Raw genomic sequence first — 22894 nt, 5'->3', positions numbered from 1 at the left:
TTTCTGCCTGTAGCGATGCATTAATTCTTTTTAATTCTACTGTCCGTTCTTCAACTTTGTTTTCTAGTTGGTCTAGTAGTTGGCTGAGATTTTCTTCTGCTTGCTTACGCTCAGTAATGTCAGTATGAGAACCTACCATTCGCACAACGTTACTATCATCATCCCACAGTGCTTGACCCCGATCTAAAATCCATTTGTAGTTGCCATCTTTACATAAAATTCGATATTCATGAGTGTAAAATGGTGTTTTTTTGGCAAAGTGTTCTTTGACTGCTGTTTTTACACCATCAAGATCGATAGGATGCACTCTTCTAATCATTTCATCAAAATGGTGAGAAATCTCCTGTTCTTGATAACCCAGCATTTCCTTCCAACGAGGTGAGAAGAAAACTTCATTAGTTTTGACGTTCCAGTCCCAAATGCCATCATTATTACCACGCAAAGCTAATTGCCAACGTTGTTCGCTTTCTCTCAATTCCTCCTCCGTTCTTTTACGTTCGACAATTTCCTTTGCTAGTTGGTGATTTGCTGCTTCTATTTCGGCGGGGCTAGGCAGAACCAGCGCTTTAGGAATTAAAGACACTAATTCTATAGCTGTATATACAGATACAACAGCAGTGATAGCTTTAATCAGTCCAGATAGCCAATAAGTGGGATGCCAAAGCGTCCACACGTCCATGACATGAGTTGTGCCACAAGCAACTATGAATGTGCCAAACATGAGAAAAATCCAATCAAAAGGCACATCTCTTCGCTTGTGGACAAAATAAACCAGCATTACTGGAATTGAGTAATAAGCCAGTGCAATTAGCGAATCTGAAATGATATGCAACCAGACTAAGTGTGGCTGCCAAAGATAACAATGCCCATGCGGGATAAACTGATTATTAAAAAAAAATTATGAAATAATTCTGTCATGAAAATTAACTTAATCCTAAAATTTTACTTAAAATTTAAATTCGTGCAAATGCGCTCTCTAGACTTACTTTGAGGACTGTTTTTATGGGTATCTCTCATCCTTTATGGTTCATACTTATTTAACTTATTAATCACTTTATAAAGTTAGTTTTGTAATAATTATTCTTACTTGTGATTTACATTTACTTCATAATTGATGATGACTCGGCTTTTGTAATATTTTGCTTCTATTTATCTCGCATCGGAATTGATTACAAGGCTAAAAGCTACTGTCTACTGAAGTAGACTCATCTGTATATTTAAGTTCGCTTATTTAACTACGCTTAAGTGGGTTTAGGCGATAAACCTTTGAACTTCAGCGCGTTAAACAGGATAATTGTTAGGGCAAGATGGTTACAAATGCTATCAGTAAATAATACCCAACTTTAAAGTCAAACTCTGTGATTGGAAGCCAAAGCACACGTTTGATTGGAATCACCAATTTCGATTTGTAAAGTAGAATGTTCGATGCCGAAATGATCGTGCAGTTCTTTACAAGTCTGGACAAGAAAATCATCACCAGGATGTCCAGAGGAAATTACTAGGTGAGCAGTTAGGGCTGTTTCAGTGGTACTCATTGCCCAGATGTGTAAATCGTGAATTTGGGTGACACCAGGAAGTTCTGATAGATAAGTTTGAACTGCTAGCGGCTCAATTCCTTCGGGTACGGCATCTAATGCTAGATTTACGGAATCTTTCAACAACTGCCAAGTACCAAATACAACTACGGCAACGATAATCAAGCTCACAACTGGGTCAAACCACAACCAGCCTGTGAAAACAATGGCGATACCAGCCAACACAACTCCTAAAGAAACGCCAGCATCAGCCGCCATGTGTAAAAATGCGCCGCGAATGTTTAAGTCATGTTTGCGACCTGACATAAACATTAAAGCTGTGATGGTGTTGATGACAATTCCTACCATTGCTACGCCAATAACTGTAATTGCTCCTACGGATGCAGGGCTGTGAAAGCGTTGTACTGCTTCCCAAGCAATTCCGCCCATGACTAACAAAAGTGCGATCGCATTTATCAAAGCCGCTAAGATAGAAGAACGTCGCAGTCCGTAAGTATAGCGTAGAGTTGGCGGTCGGCTGCCCAAAAAACTTGCTCCCCAAGCTAGTAGCAGTCCTAATACATCACTTAAATTGTGACCTGCATCAGCAAGCAAAGCTAAAGAGTGCGCTAAGTATCCATAAAACGCTTCAATAATGACAAATCCGACATTGAGGATAGTACCAATCATGAAAGCGCGATTATAGTTATTAGTGCCATGTTCGTGATGATGATGATTATGGTTATGACTGTGATTATGTGCCATCCTTGATACCTAAATAACAGCCTGCTGCTTAACGCTTGTGTCTCTAGTTTTTGTGTCGTTCGCCACTAACTTAACTTAACATTAATCTCTTTCTGTAAATAGAAAGAAATAGAGAATTTGCCATCCGTATAACAGAAGATAACGAAAATCATCTCCATTATTTTGTTAGGAGTATTGCTTCAGTGAAATACAAATACTCTGAAAAGTATAGTGAGGATGAATCATGATTTACTTGGGATATGGCAGTTTGTTTATAGTTATGTTGGCAGCATTGCTAGCAGCGATGTTTCAGATGAGTGCGGCATTAGATGAAGCAGACATTGGACGCTTTTCTATTTGGACGGGTATTGCTTCTGTAATTGCTGGTCTACCGATGATGTTGTGGTAGCTACTGTGATAGCTTATTCATATCTTGTCCGGTTACAGACCGATAATTAAGGCAGTCGAGGGAGAAAGATTTTCCAGGGTTTTGCACAGATGCACCAAATCATATCATCACTCATCAGCCGGACATAGTATCAATCTGAATATTTGGAAATTAAGAATGAGCTAGTTACGTCTGAGCTTACTTGTATCGCAAGGTAACAGGCAATAGCGAATATTGCTATGTGAATCTTTTAAATATTTTTGTTTTTAGATAGTGATTTTTATTACAAAAATTAATCAAGATTAATATCTGCTGCCTTATTAAGAGTTGTTGACAGACAGCAATGCTCAAATAGCTGGGATATTGTCGCAACTGAATCTGCATTTGATAGGCATTTGCTAAATTAAATAATTTCTACCTAGTGACTCTATCATTTGTTAGAGGAAACTACCGTGTCTGTTAACTACAATATGTAGGCGATGAGATTCCTATTTAATTTTTGAAATATAGGTAGATAGAGTAGATATCATCCACTCGAAACTACTTCAAATTTTTCCTAAATACATTAGGATTCTAAGATTTAGCAGGATTCAAGGCGAGCAAAAATAATTTTCCCTCTGGCAAGAAGGTTTGAAAGCAACTAAATTCATCATGGGTTCTCCCCTTTAGATGAAACATTGGTTTGGTATTGCTTTCCCGCCCTGCAATAAATTGATTGCTCATAGTTAAATTGCGTTAAAACGCACTCTTATTCAAGGAATTTTCAGATGGATTGAGGCTGATGAATTAAACCCTTATCAATTCGCCAACAAAATCATTGGTGAAGAGCCAATAGTTAAAAGTTATTTCTTCCTCCTCTGCTTCCTCTGCTCCCTCTGCTTTTTTCCTTGTTTTTTTCATCTTGGCGATGAAATTTTTTCATTGAGACTGCCTTCTCACTCCCTAGCCCCGATTTTGTAGGAGATTAATCATGGCTACCGTTGAACAGTTGCAAGCATGGCATGAGTTAGCACAACAACTGCGAGTTGATAGTATTCGTGCAACCACGGCTGCTGGATCGGGTCATCCCACCTCCTCTATGTCCGCTGCTGACTTGATGGCAGTGCTGTTGGCGAAGTATTTCCGCTATGACTTTAGCAATCCACACGATCGCCATAACGATCGCCTGATTTTCTCCAAAGGGCACGCAGCACCGCTATTGTATGCTATGTATCGCGCAGCAGGGGCAATTGACGATCGCGAATTGATGTCTTTGCGTCAATATGGCAGTCGCTTAGAAGGACATCCCACTCCTGTACTACCTTGGGTAGATGTGGCAACGGGTTCTCTTGGTCAAGGATTGCCAATTGCTGTGGGTGTGGCTTTGGCTGGCGAATATTTAGACAACTTGCCATATCACACTTGGGTTTTGCTTGGGGATAGCGAAATGGCGGAAGGTTCGATTTGGGAAGCTTTTGAACACGCTACTCACTACAAACTAGCAAATTTAATCGCCGTTTTGGATGTTAACCGCTTGGGGCAGCGCGGCCAAACAATGTTAGGTTGGAATACTCATGTTTATCGCGATCGCGCTCAGGCTTTCGGCTGGAAGGCAATTGAAATCGACGGTCATAATTTAGAAGAGATTGACCAAGCCTACGCCGAAGCAGTTGATAATCTCGATTGTCCCACACTGATCGTCGCTCGCACAAAGAAAGGTAAGGGTGTAGCACATTTAGAAGATATTGGCGGTTGGCATGGTAAGGCATTAAAACCCGATGATGCCAAAAATGCGATCGCGGAACTGGGAGGAGAACGTCAGATAATTATTCAGGTGGAAAAGCCGAACTTCCCAACCGAAACAGCTACAACTAATCACTCACAAGTTCTCCAGCTTCCTGTATATCAAGAAGGCGATTCAGTGGCGACTCGTAAAGCTTACGGCGATGCTTTACAAGCTTTAGGCGCATCGCGATTTGATGTAGTTGCTTTAGATGGAGAAGTTAGTAACTCCACTTACGCCGAAGAGTTTGCTAAAGCTTACCCCGATCGCTATTTTGAAATGTACATTGCCGAGCAGCAAATGGTCGCTGCCGCCGTAGGATTGCAAGTGCGGCAATATAAACCTTTTGCTTCCACCTTTGCAGCATTTTTAAGTCGAGCTTATGATTTTATTCGCATGGCGGCAATCTCTCGCGCCAATATTAAACTAGTTGGTTCCCATGCGGGAGTTTCAATTGGTCAAGATGGCCCTTCGCAAATGGCATTGGAAGACTTGGCTAGTTTGCGAGCAGTATGGAATAGTACCGTGCTTTATCCCTGCGATGCCAATCAAACCGCCAAACTTGTAGCGGAAATGGTCGATTTGGATGGGATTGTTTATCTGCGGACAACTCGTGAAAGCACGCCTGTTCTCTATCCTGCCGATGAAGATTTTGCTGTAGGTGGTAGCAAAGTCGTTCGCAGTTCCGATCGCGATCGAGTAGCAGTGATTGCCGCTGGGATTACAGTACACGAAGCCCTGAAAGCATACGATCGCCTAAAACAAGAAGATATTATAGTGCGAATCATTGATGCTTACTCAGTCAAGCCAATTGATGCGGCAACTCTGCACCAAGCAGCCCGTGATACCGATGGCAACCTCATTGTAGTAGAAGACCACTGGAGTGAAGGCGGATTGGGCGCTGCGGTACTTGATGCCTTTGTCGGTACGGGTACTGCTCCTAGTTATGGTGAATTGCAACTTAACTTTATCAAGCTAGCAGTACAGAATATGCCAGGATCGGGCACTCCCGAAGAACTACTTCATGCCGCCAAAATTGACGCTGATGCCATTGTCGAGGCAGTGCGATCGCTTGTCAAACAAGCTGCTTGGGTGCCAACGGAGTAATATCGCGTTTAGTGAAAGTCGATCGTTAAGACGGCAGGGGTCAGGGGGAAAGAGGATTTTGCCGTTTGTGCAACGAATGAATCTGTAGGGGTGGAATTTCCCTTATTGGTGTCAACTTAAGCCCAAAGCTATATCGGGCAAGCGTTGTACAAATCCCCCACACCCTCATCCCCTAACCCCTTCTCCTGGGGGAGAAGGGGAATTTAATCTCTATCTCCCCTCTCCTGTGGGAGCTGGGGGTGAGGGCAAAACGTTGTCACACAGAGGGTTTCACCTAAGTTGACACCAATGAACCCAGCCTTGCTTTGAGTTTTACAAAAATGTGGGTAATGACAAGCCTTATAGCCTGAGGCTAATTATAAAAATTCGATGCAATTCGATTGCAGTGCGATGCAATTCAATTGTCGGGCGATGCAATTCAATTGTCAGTCGATGCAATTCAATTGTCGGGCGATGCAACTCAATTGTCAGTCGATGGAACTCAATTGTCAGTCGATGCAACTCAATTGTCGGGCGATGCAATGCAATTGTCGGGCGATGCAATGCAATTGTCGGGCGATGCAATGCAATTGTCGGGCGATGCAACTCAATTGCAGGGCGATGCATTAACATTGTGCCAAGTAACCTCAAAAAAATTTGAGGCGATCGCCCGATTTCGCCTCAAATCCTCATAAATGCCTAATAAATTCTTTTTTGGATAATTTGACGGAATTAGTAAAAATTTTTCTAACTCTTGGCTAAATGATGTACGTGCCACAACTCCAGCCAATCTAATGTATACCTAACGCCTTACGCAATAGTATTTGGTCTTCTAACTTAGCTTGAAACCGTCCATTTTCAATATCACGAATCCAACTCTGACTTTTACCCGTTAGCTGTGCCAAATCTCTTTGGCTTAACCCTAGTTTTTTTCTGGCCTCAAGAATATATTCGGTAGACAAAGCTATTTGCGGTTTTAACTTTGTTTTGCGGTTGTGCGTGCGCTGCTTCTTCTTAGACTTGGTGAGTTGTTTTTTCCACTCTGGCGGTATCTCAAAATATAAGATCCGAGCATTCATTAATCGATTCCACTTGCCACGAGGCGCAGCATCAGTCAATCGCGTGCCATTACTACCATCATCAATCCAGAATTCTAACGCTGCCTCCGCATCTTCGGGAATATTAACCAACTTAGTCCACAAAGGTTGAATTTCTCTGGGATAGGTGACAGGATCGAATACAGGTTTAAGTCCATAATGATTGAGTACTTCTAAATCGCTTTCAAATATTCTCAACAGACGTTGGCGATTCTCTGGATGCAAAGACACTTGGCTCAGTTTTCTCTCACCGTAGGCAACCCTCATGAGAGTGGGGATTGTTACGCGCTGTTCTCTACCCATTTTGGTTTTAAATAATAACCACAACATCATCCGCGCTGCACCTTCATGTTGCTGCCAAATACTCATGACTGCATTCAGCAACGCTTTGGGTAAACTACCATACTGATAGAACGCCGTGCGATCCTTACAACCTTGGCGATTGAGAAAATACTGCACCCACTCGCCGGCTTTAATTTTGAAAGTCAACCCCACTAAGTGTTTGCATCCCAACTCGTCTTCCTGAAAGTGGTGCTGAATATCCAATAAATGCCACAATCGACTGTTTTCCAGACAAACTCCCTTAATTTTGCGTTGTGGGGGCAAATTAATCGAAGCTATCAGTTTGCAGGGTTGTTGAGCAAGTTCTTTAATTAAAGCCAGCTTGGTAGTTTTGCTCAAGTCTTTGCGTTTGTCCAGTCCTAAATATTCCTCAATTTGTCGGTCGTTGATGATAAACTCTTCTTCTCCAGGCCGATCTAGGTTAGTGACATGAGCCGCATAGATCAAGTGCATACAAGCAGATCTAATATCAAATGTCTCGATCGCAGACAAAGCCTTTCCATCTTTCAGCGCGATGGGTGATTTTGAATCTGAGGTATCGTCTGTAACTCGAAAAGCGATCGCACCTTTACCGCCATTAATTTGCCGTTGATAATATAACTCTCCATCTGCATCCACTTCCCAAAGCAGAGATTGGCGCTGTGCTAAAACGTTGCATAATTCCCAAATAACAATTGCTGAGGCAAAAGGATGGCTTTTACCGTCGGTAAATAGCTTTGGACTAGCAGCGATTGTGACATCAACCTTGCATCTACCTTTTTTTGCTTGATAAGGTACTGGCGAGTCAACCGGGCAAGAAATTACACACTGCGGTGCAACATAACCTTGACAGTTATTACACAAACTAGGGTCAATCCAGTAATCACCTTCAATAATCTTGATTGCACCTGTAGGACACTGAGGAAGGCAATTATCACACTGAATACAGCGCTTAGTAATGGCGTAGGGCATAGTATTGTAAAAGTGATTTTCAGTTAAAGTACTAACCAACCAAAGCTGTATACATTGAATGGCTTCAGCAGCAAAGATGCTGAAGTTACTGGCTGTTGCTAATAGGCGATCGCCACAAAGTTTTTATTACTTAAAACTCAATTGCTCGTTATTCTACAATTGTGCCGATAGCCGCATTCTTGCATCTTAACTTCAGTAACTTTTTTAACCAAAAGTTTATGATATTTTTGTTCATTTTGAACCATTAAATGGATCTTCATATTCTCCAAAAATACCTAATCGTCAATTTTAAAATTTAGTTAGTAATTTTAACATGAGAGCAATTAACGTTTCCCGAATTTATATCCAATGTCAGGAGAAGAATATTATTCAATTGCTTGCCACATAAATATTATTTTTGTCAGCAGCTACCAGCGATCGGGAGAGAGTTGCCCTAGAATCATTTAAATAAATGAAAATCAATATAATTTGACATTATTAAATATATTTAATTATTACCCATCAAAATTGTCTTGATTTTAGGCAATATGATGCTAATTACTGAAATTACAGCTAATCTTGCAATGTTACAACATTCTGTGCGCCGATCTGTGTACTGAATTTACCTAAAAAGCGTTGGATTTTTTTTGAAATCCAGATTAGATTGATAAATTCTGTATATTGTTACACAAAAATTGTTTGAATAGCAGTGTTCTTCACTTAATTAATAGCTCCCGATTTTGCCTGAGTGGAGCTTGGTATTGAGTACAGAAACACTAGTACCCCTGCCTGTAAGTAAATACTCGTACCCTCATACAAATACTCGTACCCCAACCTAAAAAAACTTTAAAGTCCTGATACTGCAAGGTTTTAAACGATTGAGTACATGCTTAATTAGATGCTATTGGGAGATAAGGTAGCTGATATAACACTGTTGATATACAGGACTAACGCCAGTGTCATCAATTTCTATAGCAGTTCTATTTTGATATATGAACAAACAAAGAGTACAAAATGCAGAAGGAGGATTGGATAAATTTCTAGATTTTAGACTTTCAATCATCAATAGCGAAGAAATTCTAAAGTATTAAGAAAGTCTAAAATTTAATGTATTGTCCGAGCATATCTAACCAACATATCTTGTTGCGCGAGCTAGATTGGAAAACCTCTGACTGACTCTAAGCTGCCAACAACCATAACCTATATTTAGTCTGTCAATTGCTTAAGTCCTAAATATACAAAACGCCTCGTATATCAGAGAGGGTATCTGTGATTCGTAAAGATTATTGACATTTAAAACTGGAATTAACCGGATTTAAAATGCAGTACTTATACCTCCGCATATATAAAGATATGCGGTTTCGCAGTTATGACTATGAAACCTAAACTCTTGAGAATTCTCACAGTATTTTTATTAATTTTAGTAGTAATTTCTCCAGCTTTAGTCGCAATAATTGCAGTTTGGCAAGAACATCTCAATTTCATGGCAGCACAAAATTTACTTTATGCCGTTAAAGATAGTCAGCAATTAACTAATAATTGGGGAAATACGATTGTTTCCGTCTTATTATGGCTGATAATTTTTGCTCCCCTGAGTCTTTGTTTGGGAATTACTTTGCATAATCGCTATGTTGTTTATCGGACTGCTGCGCTGCAAAGAAAAGTCAAAATGTTGGAAAGAATGTGGCAGCAAAATGCTTATCCAGAGGAAATTATTTTATGAAACAAATTCCCCTTGGGATCGTAACTTTAATTGCAGGTATCTTAATTACTTTGATTAGCTTGTGGGTAGGGCAAAATAATCATCTCCTACCAGAACAAGCTTCTGCACAAGCGCCTTTAGTAGATAATTTCTTTAACGTCATGGTAGCCATTGGTACTGCTTTATTTTTAGTAGTACAAGGGGCAATCCTCTTTTCTGTTATCAAGTTTCGTCGTCGTCGCGGCGATAACACCGATGGCGAGCCAATTGAAGGCAGTTTCCCCCTAGAGATTTTGTGGACAATAATCCCTGGAATCATTGTGATTGGACTGGGAATATACAGTGTAGATGTATACACCGAAATGGGGGGTATGGATGCCATTAGTCATCACGGCATGACCCACGAGTCGATGATGGCACAACCCAACTCTAACCCGATTGGGATTGGTTCTACACCTGCAAACGAAGGTAAGCCGCCATCTCTAGTAGTCAACGTTACCGGGATGCAGTACGCTTGGCTGTTCAACTATCCCGATAGCAATGTGAATACTGGCGAACTGCACGTTCCTGTGGGTCAAGATGTACTGCTAAATATCTCTGCAAATGATGTCATCCACTCGTTTTGGATTCCGCAGTTTCGGTTGAAGCAAGATGCAATTCCCGGACAAGCCACACAGTTACGCTTCACCGCTACCAAAACCGGACAATACCCGGTAGTTTGCGCCGAACTTTGTGGCGGCTATCACGGTAGTATGCGTACTTCCGTAGTCGTCCACACCCCCGAAGAGTACGATCGCTGGTTGGCAGAAAACCGCATCGCCCAACAGCCAGAAATGGATCGCACCGTTGCCGTAAATCCCTAGTTTTTCCTATGACACAGTTAGAAACTTCGCAAATCACCACAGTCGTTACCGAACACGAACTACACCAGAGGTGGAAATGGTACGACTATTTCACCTTTAATATCGATCACAAAGTTATTGGCATTCAATATCTGGTGACAGCCTTTGTGTTTTATCTGATTGGCGGATTGATGGCGATGGCCATCCGCATCGAATTAAATACACCAGATGCAGATTTTCTCGATCCCAATCTGTATAACGCCTTCATGACCAATCACGGCACGTTGATGATTTTTATGTGGATTGTACCAGCTGCCATTGGCGGATTTGGTAACTTTCTTGTGCCGTTGATGGTTGGGGCGCGAGACATGGCGTTTCCCAAATTAAATGCGATCGCATTTTGGTTGAATCCACCAGCTGGGGCATTACTTTTAGGCAGTTTCTTTTTTGGTGGTTCGCAAAGCGGCTGGACTGCTTACCCACCCTTGAGTTTAATCACGGCCAATACTGCCCAGACAATGTGGATTTTAGCGATCGTGTTGGTGGGGACTTCCTCAATTTTGGGGGCGTTAAACTTTGTCGTCACGATCTTGAAAATGAAAGTCCCCAGTATGCAGTGGACGCAAATGCCATTATTTTGCTGGGCAATTTTAGCAACTTCAGTTTTAGCCCTGCTATCTACCCCAGTGCTAGCAGCGGGATTGGTGCTGTTATTATTTGATATCAACTTTGGCACTTCTTTCTTTAAGCCTGATGCTGGGGGAAATGTGGTGCTTTATCAGCATTTATTTTGGTTTTATTCCCACCCCGCAGTATATTTAATGATTTTGCCCATCTTCGGCATTATGTCCGAAGTGATTCCCGTTCACGCGCGTAAACCGATATTTGGTTATAAAGCGATCGCTTATTCTAGCTTGGCAATCTGCGTTATCGGTTTATTTGTCTGGGTACACCACATGTTTACCAGTGGTACACCCCCGTGGATGCGGATGTTTTTCACCATCTCCACACTGATTGTTGCCGTTCCCACTGGCGTGAAGATTTTTGGCTGGGTGGCGACACTTTGGGGTGGTAAAATCCGCTTCACCAGTGCCATGTTATTTGCTATTGGCTTACTGTCAATGTTTGTCGTTGGCGGACTGGGCGGCGTCACCTTGGGTACAGCACCTTTTGACCTTCACGTTCACGATACATATTATGTAGTTGGTCACTTCCACTACGTTTTATTTGGCGGTTCTGTATTTGGTATCTATGCGGGAATTTATCATTGGTTCCCCAAGATTACCGGACGAATGATGAATGAAACTTGGGGACGAGTTCACTTTGCGCTTACTTTTGTTGGCACTCACCTCACCTTCTTACCAATGCACCAACTAGGATTGCAGGGAATGCCACGTAGAGTTGCCATGTACGATCCTCAGTTTGCTGGCATCAATCATATTTGTACCATTGGTGCAATTGTTTTGGGCATATCTGTACTACCGTTCTTCTTCAACGCCATTTGGAGTTGGCTATATGGCCCCAAAGCAGCAGACAACCCTTGGGATGCACTGACTTTAGAGTGGACAACCAGTTCTCCACCCGCAATTGAAAATTGGGAAGTACTGCCTGTAGTGACTCACGGCCCCTATGATTACGGGCGCACTGTGGAAGTTAATCAAACAGTTCAAACTGCTTCTATTTAGCAAAAAAGTATCAGGGAATAGGTAATACCATTTCACGTTAATCATGATAACAATACGTTGGTAAGGGCATGGCAATGCCATGCCCCTACGAGAAATCTATCTATATCAAGGTTTTCGTTAATTGGTATTAACACAAAAGACTGTTCCCTATTTAAATACGGAAATTGGAATTTATGCAGGATTCAACTTTGAACGCCCCAGAAATCTCGTTAAGTTCAGCCGCTTCCCATGAAGAACATCCAGACTTGCGGGTGTTTGGGCTGCTGACGTTTCTGGTTTCGGAGTCCTTAATGTTTGGCGGTTTTTTTGCTAGTTACCTCGTTTTGCGCGGTGCTGCCGCAGTTTGGCCGCCCGAAGGTACAGAAGTAGAATTACTCGTACCGACGATTAACACAGTCATCCTAGTTTCTAGCAGTTTTGTTATCCATTTAGGTGATACAGCAATTAAGAAAAATAATGTCGCTGGAATGCGTTTGTGGTATGGCATCACTGCCCTAATGGGAGCTATTTTCCTTGCTGGTCAAGCATATGAGTATCTGACTTTAGGATATGGGTTAACAACTAACGTGTTTGCCAACTGTTTTTACTTAATGACAGGCTTCCACGGTTTACACGTATTTATTGGGTTGTTATTAATATTGGGAGTACTTTGGCGATCGCGTCGTTTCGGTCATTACTCTGCTACTAAACACACTGGCATTGAAATGGCAGAAATCTACTGGCACTTTGTAGACATCATCTGGATTATTCTATTTTCGCTGCTGTATATCCTGACTTTGTTTTAGAAGAGTTATGGTAGCTGTTATACCAGTTTGAATTTACTACAAACAGGGGAGTTAGTGTTGTCAATGGCAAGATTAACTCCCCATTTTAACGAAGCTTGTTGATTCAAAACCAAGGAGTTAGCTGAAAGTACAATAAACAGACTAAGAAATTGAGAGAAAAAAGAATTAGACTTTCAGGGACTAAACCTAGATAAATTGTCTGTTGAGCATAGCCGCTTTCAGGTTAGTGAATTTCTACATTTCACTGTCTAAGTCGTAAAAGTAGTGAAGCTGTTATGATCTGCCACGTAAAGTCTGAAAACCTTGCTACAAAAGGGTTAAAAATAATATTACTCTCTGACTCGAAAATCGCCAAAAAACCTTATTTTTCCTGTACTAATTGAAGCTTAAGCTATTTGGTAGGGGTAGTGTGAATAGCAGTTATTTTATGATTATAATTTTTATTAATTATCTTTGAAAATCTTAATCAAATAGGTAATTCAATCAATGGCTAATCACAATGACGATAGTAATAGCGATAGTTCAGTTACGAACCATCGCTATCCTAAACCACCCGGAAATAGAATTTACCTTAAAAAAACCGATGTCGCTTTAACAATTTATATATATCCATTACACAAGTTTATAAATAAATTAGACACAAAAGCTGGACGTTTAATAAATGGATGTTTAGCACTCGCAGTAATTGTATTTATACCTACTTTAATTCTCATGAATATTGTCATGGTAGGTTTAGTAGCTTTAATGATATACTTAATAGTATTTAAGTTATCAATTCCATGTTTATTCATATTAATTCTGATTATATTGTTTCCATTGCGTTTTACCCTTGAAACCAATTATTTCTTCATATCGCAATTCTCCAAAGTTTATTTATTGATTAACGAACACAGTTTTAGTCTTAATTGGAATTTTTTAGGAATTAACTATCATGTAAGTGGTAAAACCCAAGATTTGCGTTCGGTTAAAGTCGCAGAGTTAAAAACATTAAAAAACATAGGTTTTCAAACACATTTATGCCTAACTCAAGGCATTTACTCTCATAAATTTGGCTTTGGATTGTTTAGAAACCAGCAGGAATGGTTAGCTCAAGAAATTAATGATTTTCTCGAAACATGGCGCTCTAAGCATCAATGAAAACTCCAAACAAAATTAATAAATAATAATGTTCTTGTATGTTTCGCAGTCAATGCTTTTTTATCAAAAGTCCAATGTAGTAGATCGGATGAAATATTCAGTAATTTAAACCGCTTGCTTAACCTGAGATTTGGCTAATTCACTAGGAGCAAAAGCACCATTTTCGGTAATGATGGCTGTAATTAAATTTGCTGGGGTAACATCAAAAGCCGGATTATAAAATTCCACACCTTCAGGCGTAAGAATCGTATTACCTACTTGATAAATTTCTGTAGGATCGCGTTCTTCAATGGGAATTTGGCTACCGTCAGATAATTCAAAATCAACAGTAGACAAGGGAGCCGCGACAAAGAAAGGAATATTATGGGCTTTAGCTGCGATCGCTACACTATAAGTACCAATTTTATTCGCAGTATCACCGTTAGCAGCAATTCTATCCGCACCAACCACAACAGCATGAATTAATCCTTGCTTCATGCAGTGGGCGGCCATATTATCAGTAATCAATGTCACAGGAATACCTTCTTGAACGCATTCCCAAGCTGTGAGTTTTGCACCTTGCAAGCGAGGACGGGTTTCATCGGCAAACACACGCGCTAAACGTCCTTCTCTCCAAGCCGAACGTACCACACCCAAAGCTGTCCCATAACCGGCAGTTGCTAGCGCGCCAGCGTTGCAATGAGTGAGAATTGTCAGCTTTTCCGGGTTCTTTGGCAATACAGTCAAGCCATTGTCACCGATCGCCTGACAAGTTTGCAAATCTTCAGCATTGATGGCTTGCGCGGTTTCAAAAAGAGTTTGTTTTAGTTCTGCTACTGTTCCCAAGGTTTCATAGGCAGTTTTCATCATCCGGCTAATTGCCCAAAATAAATTGACCGCCGTCGGACGAGTAGAACGCAACATTTGGGCAACTTGCTCTAAGTGTTGTAAAAATTCGTTGCGATCGCTAGTTTCAATCTCCCTCGCCCCAAGATACATACCGTATGCTGCTGCGACACCAATTGCAGGGGCACCTCGGACAATCATCGTCTTAATTGCCCTTGCCATATCTTCACTGCGGTGAATCTCCACAAACCCATACTCATTGGGTAAGAGAGTTTGATCGATTAGCGATACCGAGTCATTGTGCCAAATAACTGGATAAACTTGGTTGGGGGAATATGTCATAGAAAGTGAGAAATATTGCAAGTAGGCATCAAATACTTATACTATTTCACTTTCAGGAGCTTGAAGCACTAACAAAACTTTGCCGTTATTTGTGCAACCAGGCTAGGTAAATGTTGCGTGGCTGAACCCTCAAAGATGGTAAAACCATTCAGTGCTGGATAATTGAGATTTGGGTCAATAAAGTATTTCTCAGGTACATTTTGAAAGAATTTCAACAAATTGGCAGCTGGATACACTGTAGCGGATGTCCCAATGACAATAAAAATATCTACTTGAGAGACAATTTGATACAAATCATCAACTCTCATATCCACTGCTTCGCCAAACCAAACAACATCAGGACGTAATTGCTTACCACACTTAGGGCACAGTTCGCCAAGTTGAATTGGTTTCTCAATCGCATCACGATAATCACATTGCCAATCAGCATCCATTGGCGGAATTCCGAAGTGCCATTCGCACTTGTGGTAATCTATACGTCCGTGGATATGCCAAACATCTTTCACGCCTGCTTTTTCCAGCAGCGTATCAATATTTTGAGTAATACAGATGACATCCAATCTCTCAGCAAGTTGCGCAATCGCAAAGTGCGCAGCATTAGGTTGACATTGCTGCATCTGGGCAAATCTTTGAGCATAAAAGTCCAGCACTAGCTGTTTATTTTGCATCCAACCGAGAGGGGTAGCAACATCTGCGATTTGGTGTCCTTCCCATAAGCCTCCCGAACCTCTAAAAGTGGGAATACCGCTTTCTACTGAAAGACCTGCACCACTGAATACAACAATTTTAGGCATGAGACATTTACAGAGTTTGACGACTGCAACTTAGATTACCCAGATCGACAATGCGATCGCGATCGCTAAAAGCGGGGTTACAACTCTGAAGCGACAGGGGAATTTCTTAAATTAGACTGCTGAATACTAAATAAAAATTACAAATTATGGCCTCAGCCCACTGCGAGCAGTTTAATAAACAAGGAATACTGAGATGCATTAAAAACCTAATGAGCGAAAAGCCCACAGTATTTTCGTCCTAGAAATTTTTTTCTCAGGGCTATATCGATAACGGCGAAGAGACATTAGGTTTACTCATCTCTATGTAAGTAGCTCAGAGATACTCTTAGAATCATTTATGCGCTTATTCAAAATTTCCTGGAAACGTATAAGCAAGAGGTATTATTACCCTCTATTATCTTTGGCGCTAGCGTGCATCTTGTTATTTACTACTGTAGGCGTGGGTGAAGCAAGGCAAGATGATAGCTCTGAGCAGCCAACTAATATCAACTCTACTCAAATAGATACTACAACTTATATTTCGCAAGCCACTAATGATACGGCGAGCGCACCTGATGTTACTTCAATTAGAAGCGTCAGTCCTAAGGAATTGTATGTCAGCATTCCTCAATCACTTGTACGAGAAAATATTCAAGGTTACGCCCAAGAAAGGCTCAATTTAGTAATTACGGGTGACAACTTCCCCAAACCAGACAATTCACCCAAAAATAAAATTGCAGTCAAAATCGGTAATCCCCCTGATGATGCTACTACTCCTAATGTGAGAGTTGCAGAAGACGGAAAGGCAATTTTTGCCACCTTTACTAACGATCAACTCAGAAAGTTGAGCAGGGGAACACACCCTGTCAGAGTCGAAGTAGGAGGAAACGCAACTAGTATTGACCCCCAAATTACTGAGGATCAACTTCAGGTTAATGTCATGCGTCCTGTGAGTGGTTTAACAACATTAATTGTGTTTGCGATCGCTACTCTTGTAACGCTCGTCATTGTAGCCATCATCTACGCTTTAGCTACAGAGTCCAAAAAAGCCAACTTACCCGCCAATTCGCTCAAAAAAAGCAATCAAAAAAACCTCAATTCATTAGAGTGGTTGATTCTTGAGCGACAGACAAACACCTTTAGTCTGGCACGCGTCCAGTTTGTCTGGTGGCTAACTATCATTGTTTTTGGTTATTTATTTCTATTTATCGGCCGTGGAGTCATTCAAGGGATCTGGGAATTTATTCCCTTATCAGGATTTGCCTATACTTTTTTGATTAGTTTGGTAACTTTGGTGACAGCACAAGCGACTTCCACATTCCGTGGTAGTAAGGGATCTGGAGACGTAAATCCCGCTTGGTCTGATTTGGTAGTGCATGGTGGCGTAGTAGCCTTGGAACGGGTACAGCAGGTAGTTTGGAATCTAATTATTGGTATTGCTTTTATAGTGATTCTGTTAGTCACCTATACAACAGCATCTTCTTTACCATCTATCCCTTCTGAAATCTTGGTACTGATGGGAATCAGTGCTGGTGGCTACATCGGTGGTAAAGCTGTCCGCAAAGCTGGCCCCGTTATCACCCAAGTAGTCTTGTGGGGTGAACCCGAAGACTGGAATACAAATCCGCAAATTACCCTTTCTGGAGATCATTTGTCCCAAGCAGGAGGGGTAATAGTGCAAATGGTGTATTTAGACGAAAACAAGACTGAAAAACCCGATACGCGAATTGAAGTCAAACAAGACTACATCTCTACACTAGACCCCGATCCTGATAATCCTGGAGAGTTTTGTAAAAAATTGCAAATTAATTTTAATGGGCTGAACGCACTTCCAGAAGACCAATGGTTAGTATGGATACACGATTTTGCTAATAATTTCACATCAGAAAAAGTCAAAATCACCTTAATTAACTCTGATGGCCAACGTGCTGTTTGGGATGGTACTAATCCCGTACCTGAAAGAAGAAATGCTCCTCCATTACAATCACCTTATTAGGCAGAAATGTAATTAATTACTGCTCTGTTTCATTCACTTTGATGAGTTCGTAGTGAGTTAGCGCGACTTGGGGGTTCTTCCCCAATCCCTACTTCGTGGGAACCCCCATCAGCGACTAAGTTTAGCGTAGTATAAAAAATGGCAAGTCAAATAGTATTATTCATCACAGTACGCGCAATAAGCTAGGAATGCTGTCTATCGCTTCCAAGTTCTGAATTTCTGCCAAAGCTTGGCGAAAGTTACCTTCTTTCACATCATGGGTGACAACCACAATCTCTGCTAGTTCTCCTTGAAACCCAGTTTGGACAACTGACTCTAAGCTAACGCCGTAATTGCCAAAGCAAGTACCTAATTTGCCAATGACTCCTGGGCTATCTTTAGTCAGGAAGCGGGTATAAAAACGAGTTACTAATTCTGCTATAGGCGCAATTTGACAGTAGTCTTGATGCCCACAAGTTAATAAAGGATTGGGTTTAGCAGTGTTGACCGTTTCTGTTTTCAGTGTTGCAGCTAGATTTAAAATATCCGATGTTACGGCACTGGCTGTGGCACCAGCACCAGCACCAGGTCCAAAAAACATGACTTGCCCTAATGGTTCTCCTTCCACAAGAATGGCGTTATACACGCCGTTAATGCTAGCTAAGGGATGTGCTTGGGGAACTAAGGTAGGATGAACTCTGACAGATAGTTTTGCAGAATCGCTACTATGAAGTTTGGCGATCGCTAGCAATTTAATCACAAATCCCAATTTCTCAGCATAGGCAATATCTGTTTTGCTAACTTGCCGAATTCCCTCACAATAGACATCTTCTAGGTGAATGCGTCCGCCAAAGGCTAATGAGGCCAAGATGGCAATTTTATCTGCTGCGTCTAAGCCATCTACATCAGCGGTAGGATCGGCTTCAGCATAGCCCAATCTTTGAGCATCAGCCAACACATCCTCAAAATTGCTACCTTCTTTTTGCATCCGTGTCAGGATGTAGTTGGTAGTACCGTTGACTATGCCTGTAACGGTGTGAATGCGGTTTACACTTAAAGCTTGCTTCAGGGGTTGAATTACAGGAATACCACCACCCACTGCGGCTTCTAGCAAGACATATACTCCAGCTTGATTGGCAGTAGTAAAGATTTCATCTCCAAAGCGGGCGATGACAGCTTTATTGGCGGTGACAACGTGTTTACCGTTTTGTAGTGCTTTGAGAATCAGCGATCGCGCTGGTTCCAATCCACCCATGACTTCGACAACTATATCTACCGCCGGATCGCTAACTATAGATTCTAAGTCTGTGGTAATCGCTGCGTGTGGTAGTTTTACCTCACGGGGTTTATCAAGCGATCGTACTCCCACTCGATATATTTCTATTTCCTGCAATAACGGGTGACGCCCAGTGGTATCTTGTAACAACTGTACAGTACCCGTGCCAACAGTACCTAATCCTAATATCCCTAGTTTTACACCCACAATTTTTCTACCAAATTCAGTTTTAAGTCCTGAGTCCTGAGTATGAAATTATTACTCAGTAAACCTTTTGTATATATCAATATTTAGGATATTAAATCACAAATAATAATTATCGGTATTTTTGCGTTTATCCTACAGAAAGCCACTGAGTGTCTACATCTGTAGTTCTTTTTTATCTTAATTCGGATTTTTACCAGAGGTCTAGTGTGTAGACCTGAAAACAATTGTAGGGTGGGGCATTGCCCACCCTACAGACTCAAAACTTAAAACTCACTACTCGACACTTAGTAGGTTTCTACGTGCCAGCGGCCAGCTTTCTTGATTTCCTTCTGGTAAGCACTCCACTCTACGCCTTCTTTAGCAGCAGCAGCCGTCAACGCAGCATCGATACCATCTTCCATACCGCGCAAACCGCAGATGTAGGTGTGGGTTTTTTCATTTTTAATCAATTGCCACAGTTCATCTGCGTGTTCTGCAACTCGATCTTGGATGTACATTCTGCCACCTTGAGGATTCTTTTGTTCCCGGCTGATGGCGTAGGTGAGGCGGAAGTTATCAGGATATTTCGCCTGCATTTCTTCCAATTCTTCTTTATATAGGATGTTGGGACTTGTGGGCACACCAAAGATTAACCAAGAAAATCCCTTAAACTGGTATTCTGGGTTGGCTGCTCTTTCTGCATCCTTAAACTGACGCCACAGATAAGCACGCATGGGCGCAATACCAGTTCCGGTTGCCATCATGATGACGTTAGCTTCGGGGTCGCTGGGTAGTAACATTTCCTTACCCACAGGCCCGGTAATTTTTACTTCATCGCCTGGTTTGAGGAAACACAAGTGAGTTGAGCAAACACCGTAGACTGTTTCGCCTGTTTCTGGATGCTTGTACTCCAATTGACGCACGCACAGCGATACTGTTTTGTCATCGACATCATCGCCATGACGAGTTGAGGCGATGGAATACAGTCTCAGCTTCTCCGGCTTGCCGTTCTTGTCTACTCCAGGGGGGATAATACCAATACTTTGACCTTCTATATACTTCAAATTACTACCAGAAAGGTCAAACTTGATGTGCTGTACAATACCAATCCCACCTTCTTTTACTAAGGGGTCATTGGATATACACTTGCCAATAAAAGGTGCATTGGGACGGTAAGTGTTCACAGGGACATCAGCATGGGCGTCTTTTTTGGCTTTTGCTTGAGTCATGGTGTTGCCTTTTTGATCCTTCTTCTTGAGCTGTTCTTCAGCTGGTGATGTAACTTCAGTTGTCGCATTCACAGGTGTGGCTTGACCATTCCCCTCACTGTTAGCAATCCCTAATGAGGCTGTGCCATTGAATTGCTGTAACGCACTGGCGGGATAAATACTAACAATTTTGCCGCCTAGGCGAGTGATACGTCGCATTTCTTGATTCATGCGGTTGTAAGGCACTCTGATGAATACACTGCCACTGTTACGAATTTGGTAGTTCGTTTGATCAGTTTCTTCGTTCTGACGCAGACCCACCACTTCGTAAACGAAGACGCGGCTACCTGATTCTGTGTTAGCAGCACCCTCAACAGCACCTTGTTTGTACATTCGTTCTATCACTCCGATGTTTACTTAACCGTTTTTCAAAAAAAAACTTTTCCTATCACAAGCCAGCTTTAGTGTACCGGATTTTCGCTTCACAAAACTGGCGCTCTAGGAAAGTGGCATTATCAATTAACGCCTTGCTAAGTACACTCACCAAAGACATGCAGGCAGCGCAAAAACACACCTGTTCACCTTCTAAGTTAGAGGATAAGTCGTCTGGAGAATGTTAATAATGAGTCAATTTAATGTTTTTTTCGTGAAGTAACATACTCCTAAGCTGACTGCAAGCACTACAGTTTAGGCTTTTCAGTAACTCTCGGTATCCCGTCAGAGATTAACTGAAGCTTTGTGTAGACTACACGATATGCCCCTCTGTACAGTTGAAACAAATATGCAACCATAACCTAATCATGACTAATTACATGACTAGCTTGAGTGAATCTGTAAAACTGAATGTTACAGCGTGGCTAGATATAAGCAATTATAATCAGTTTTACTTGATGCGATCGATCTGTCAACCTCTAACAATTCAATTTCCCAAGGTCTCCAGTGTAATTGAGTATGTTCATAAAGCTACAACCAAGATTTTTTTTCTAACTTGGGCACTCATTCTTTAGATAGATTTTGGCTGATGAATTTCTGGAGTATTACCCGATCGCAAATTAAAATTCCAAAATTGCAAAAAATTTGCGGACAGAGAAAACCAAACATTATAAACTTGAATAATAGGGTTACAAACACTTCACAGGAGTTACCAGACTGCTTGTGGGTATTGAAGAGATCTCTTTTCAAATTAGCAACTAAATCATCAACACGATCGATGAACCACGCTAATTCTTTCTGACAGTAAACTTGTATAGAATAACCCCTTCTGTTAAAATCAAATATACCACTAGGATTAAATACTTACCAGCAACAAACTCAGGCTAGGCAGGCGAGTAACAACTATTACTTGTTGTAACCCGTCTGAACTTCTTTATGGCGCTGTGGGTAATAAGAACGCCGGAAAAACCAATGGGTAAACTCTTGGCTTCAAAATCTGCTGTGTGAAAAATTTTGATTGACACATCTTTTAGTATCTAGAGGAGATTTATGACGAGTAAGCCGGAACGCGTGGTACTAATTGGAGTAGCTGGAGACTCTGGGTGCGGTAAATCTACATTTTTGCGTCGTTTGATTGATTTGTTTGGTGAGGACTTAATGACAGTCATCTGTTTAGATGACTATCATTCTCTAGATCGCAAACAGCGCAAAGAAACCGGGATCACAGCACTCGATCCTAGGGCAAACAATTTTGACCTGATGTATGAGCAAATTAAAGCGCTCAAAAATGGTCAAGCAGTTGACAAACCGATTTACAACCACGAAACCGGCATGATCGATCCGCCAGAACGGATCGAGCCAAATCATATCATAGTGGTTGAAGGACTGCATCCTTTATACGATGAACGGGTGCGATCGCTAATTGACTTCAGTGTTTATTTTGATATTAGCGACGAAGTAAAAATTGCTTGGAAAATCCAGCGAGATATGGCTGAAAGGGGACATCGCTATGAAGATGTCTTAGCTCAAATCAATTCCCGTAAGCCTGATTTTGAAAAGTTTATTGAGCCACAAAGAGAATTTGCTGATGTGGTTCTGCAAGTATTGCCCACCAACTTAATTAAAAACGACACAGAGCGCAAAGTCCTACGGGTACGGATGCTCCAGCGCGAAGGTAAAGAAGGCTTTGAGCCAACCTATCTCTTTGATGAAGGGTCAACCATTCATTGGACACCTTGTGGACGTAAGCTTACTTGTTCCTACCCTGGTATGCAGCTGTACTATGGTTCAGATGTTTACTACGGTCGTTACGTATCCGTCTTAGAGGTAGACGGTCAATTTGACAACTTAGAAGAAGTTATT

The 22894-nt window shown here is 41.5% G+C and carries 18 protein-coding genes and 1 pseudogene (1 of these 19 only partly in view); 10 read left to right on the top strand and 9 right to left on the bottom strand.

Annotated features, from left to right (window positions below):
• Positions 1-79: 79 nt before the first annotated feature.
• Together AACU33_RS37605 and AACU33_RS18485 are read right to left on the bottom strand one after the other, a co-directional pair.
• Positions 80-877 (bottom strand): annotated as a pseudogene (locus AACU33_RS37605) (PAS domain-containing protein); the annotation flags it as partial.
• Positions 878-1349: 472 nt separating this feature from the next.
• The gene (locus tag AACU33_RS18485) at positions 1350-2279 is read right to left on the bottom strand and encodes a cation diffusion facilitator family transporter (RefSeq protein WP_096590052.1); all 930 of its coding nucleotides are present in this window, start codon (positions 2277-2279) and stop codon (positions 1350-1352) included.
• Between the two features lie 223 nt (positions 2280-2502).
• Here AACU33_RS18485 and AACU33_RS18480 point away from each other — a divergent pair, with 223 nt between their 5' ends.
• Both AACU33_RS18480 and AACU33_RS18475 read left to right on the top strand, forming a co-directional pair.
• Positions 2503-2667, top strand: coding sequence for a hypothetical protein (locus AACU33_RS18480; RefSeq protein ID WP_339376125.1), 165 nt, complete (start codon positions 2503-2505; stop codon positions 2665-2667).
• Positions 2668-3616: 949 nt separating this feature from the next.
• The gene (locus AACU33_RS18475; RefSeq protein ID WP_096590051.1) at positions 3617-5515 is read left to right on the top strand and encodes a transketolase; all 1899 of its coding nucleotides are present in this window, start codon (positions 3617-3619) and stop codon (positions 5513-5515) included.
• Positions 5516-5854: 339 nt separating this feature from the next.
• On the opposite strand, the gene AACU33_RS18470 is transcribed toward AACU33_RS18475, so the two are convergent.
• Genes AACU33_RS18470 through AACU33_RS18460 form a run of 3 tightly spaced genes read right to left on the bottom strand, consistent with a single transcriptional unit; the run spans position 5855 to position 7884 of the window.
• Positions 5855-6121, bottom strand: coding sequence for a hypothetical protein (locus AACU33_RS18470; RefSeq protein ID WP_339376124.1), 267 nt, complete (start codon positions 6119-6121; stop codon positions 5855-5857).
• Positions 6102-6272, bottom strand: a complete 171-nt coding sequence (locus tag AACU33_RS18465) for a hypothetical protein (protein ID WP_339376123.1) — start codon at positions 6270-6272, stop codon at positions 6102-6104. The genes AACU33_RS18470 and AACU33_RS18465 overlap by 20 nt, the downstream gene beginning before the upstream one ends.
• Before the next feature lie 13 nt (positions 6273-6285).
• Positions 6286-7884 (bottom strand): helix-turn-helix domain-containing protein, encoded by a 1599-nt coding sequence (locus AACU33_RS18460; protein ID WP_096590049.1) that lies wholly within the window; start codon positions 7882-7884, stop codon positions 6286-6288.
• 58 nt (positions 7885-7942) lie between these two features.
• Between AACU33_RS18460 and AACU33_RS18455 the strand changes: the two genes are divergently transcribed.
• From AACU33_RS18455 to AACU33_RS18430, 6 genes are all read left to right on the top strand, one after another.
• Positions 7943-8074 carry a hypothetical protein gene (locus AACU33_RS18455; RefSeq protein WP_339376122.1) on the top strand — a complete coding sequence of 44 codons (132 nt, stop codon included), beginning with the start codon at positions 7943-7945 and terminating at the stop codon, positions 8072-8074.
• A 1164-nt stretch (positions 8075-9238) separates the two neighbouring features.
• The gene (locus AACU33_RS18450; protein ID WP_096590048.1) at positions 9239-9586 is read left to right on the top strand and encodes a hypothetical protein; all 348 of its coding nucleotides are present in this window, start codon (positions 9239-9241) and stop codon (positions 9584-9586) included.
• On the top strand, positions 9583-10428 hold the full coding sequence (coxB, locus tag AACU33_RS18445; RefSeq protein WP_096590047.1) for a cytochrome c oxidase subunit II: 846 nt from the start codon (positions 9583-9585) through the stop codon (positions 10426-10428). Before AACU33_RS18450 ends, coxB begins: the two co-directional genes overlap by 4 nt.
• 8 nt (positions 10429-10436) lie before the next feature.
• A complete protein-coding gene (gene ctaD, locus AACU33_RS18440) occupies positions 10437-12092 on the top strand; it encodes a cytochrome c oxidase subunit I (protein ID WP_096590046.1) in 1656 nt (551 codons plus the stop codon).
• 173 nt (positions 12093-12265) lie between these two features.
• On the top strand, positions 12266-12877 hold the full coding sequence (locus AACU33_RS18435) for a cytochrome c oxidase subunit 3 (RefSeq protein WP_096590045.1): 612 nt from the start codon (positions 12266-12268) through the stop codon (positions 12875-12877).
• 486 nt (positions 12878-13363) lie between these two features.
• The gene (locus tag AACU33_RS18430; protein WP_096590044.1) at positions 13364-14014 is read left to right on the top strand and encodes a hypothetical protein; all 651 of its coding nucleotides are present in this window, start codon (positions 13364-13366) and stop codon (positions 14012-14014) included.
• Between the two features lie 105 nt (positions 14015-14119).
• Here AACU33_RS18430 and mtnA read toward each other — a convergent pair whose 3' ends face one another.
• On the bottom strand, positions 14120-15181 hold the full coding sequence (gene mtnA / locus AACU33_RS18425) for an S-methyl-5-thioribose-1-phosphate isomerase (RefSeq protein WP_096590043.1): 1062 nt from the start codon (positions 15179-15181) through the stop codon (positions 14120-14122).
• A gap of 68 nt (positions 15182-15249) precedes the next feature.
• Positions 15250-15975: an SIR2 family NAD-dependent protein deacylase gene (locus AACU33_RS18420; protein ID WP_096590042.1), complete on the bottom strand. Its 726-nt coding sequence runs from the start codon at positions 15973-15975 to the stop codon at positions 15250-15252.
• A 418-nt stretch (positions 15976-16393) separates the two neighbouring features.
• Between AACU33_RS18420 and AACU33_RS18415 the strand changes: the two genes are divergently transcribed.
• A complete protein-coding gene (locus AACU33_RS18415) occupies positions 16394-17950 on the top strand; it encodes a hypothetical protein (protein ID WP_339376121.1) in 1557 nt (518 codons plus the stop codon).
• 163 nt (positions 17951-18113) lie between these two features.
• Here the strand turns inward: AACU33_RS18415 and AACU33_RS18410 are convergent, their stop codons facing one another.
• On the bottom strand, positions 18114-19412 hold the full coding sequence (locus AACU33_RS18410) for a homoserine dehydrogenase (RefSeq protein WP_096590040.1): 1299 nt from the start codon (positions 19410-19412) through the stop codon (positions 18114-18116).
• Positions 19413-19696: 284 nt separating this feature from the next.
• Positions 19697-20992: a ferredoxin--NADP reductase gene (gene petH, locus AACU33_RS18405; RefSeq protein ID WP_096590039.1), complete on the bottom strand. Its 1296-nt coding sequence runs from the start codon at positions 20990-20992 to the stop codon at positions 19697-19699.
• A 1089-nt stretch (positions 20993-22081) separates the two neighbouring features.
• On the opposite strand from petH, the gene AACU33_RS18400 reads away from it, so the two are divergent.
• Positions 22082-22894, top strand: partial view of a phosphoribulokinase gene (locus AACU33_RS18400; RefSeq protein WP_096590038.1) — the 5' portion only. It continues 192 nt past the right edge of the window; the window shows 813 of its 1005 coding nt (coding positions 1-813); its start codon is at positions 22082-22084; the stop codon falls past the right edge of the window.

It is taken from the genome of Calothrix sp. NIES-2098, assembly GCF_963875125.1.
GTDB lineage: Bacteria > Cyanobacteriota > Cyanobacteriia > Cyanobacteriales > Nostocaceae > Aulosira.
The sequence above is the reverse complement of the archived record's forward strand: the minus strand, read 5'-3'. Positions and strand labels throughout refer to the sequence as shown.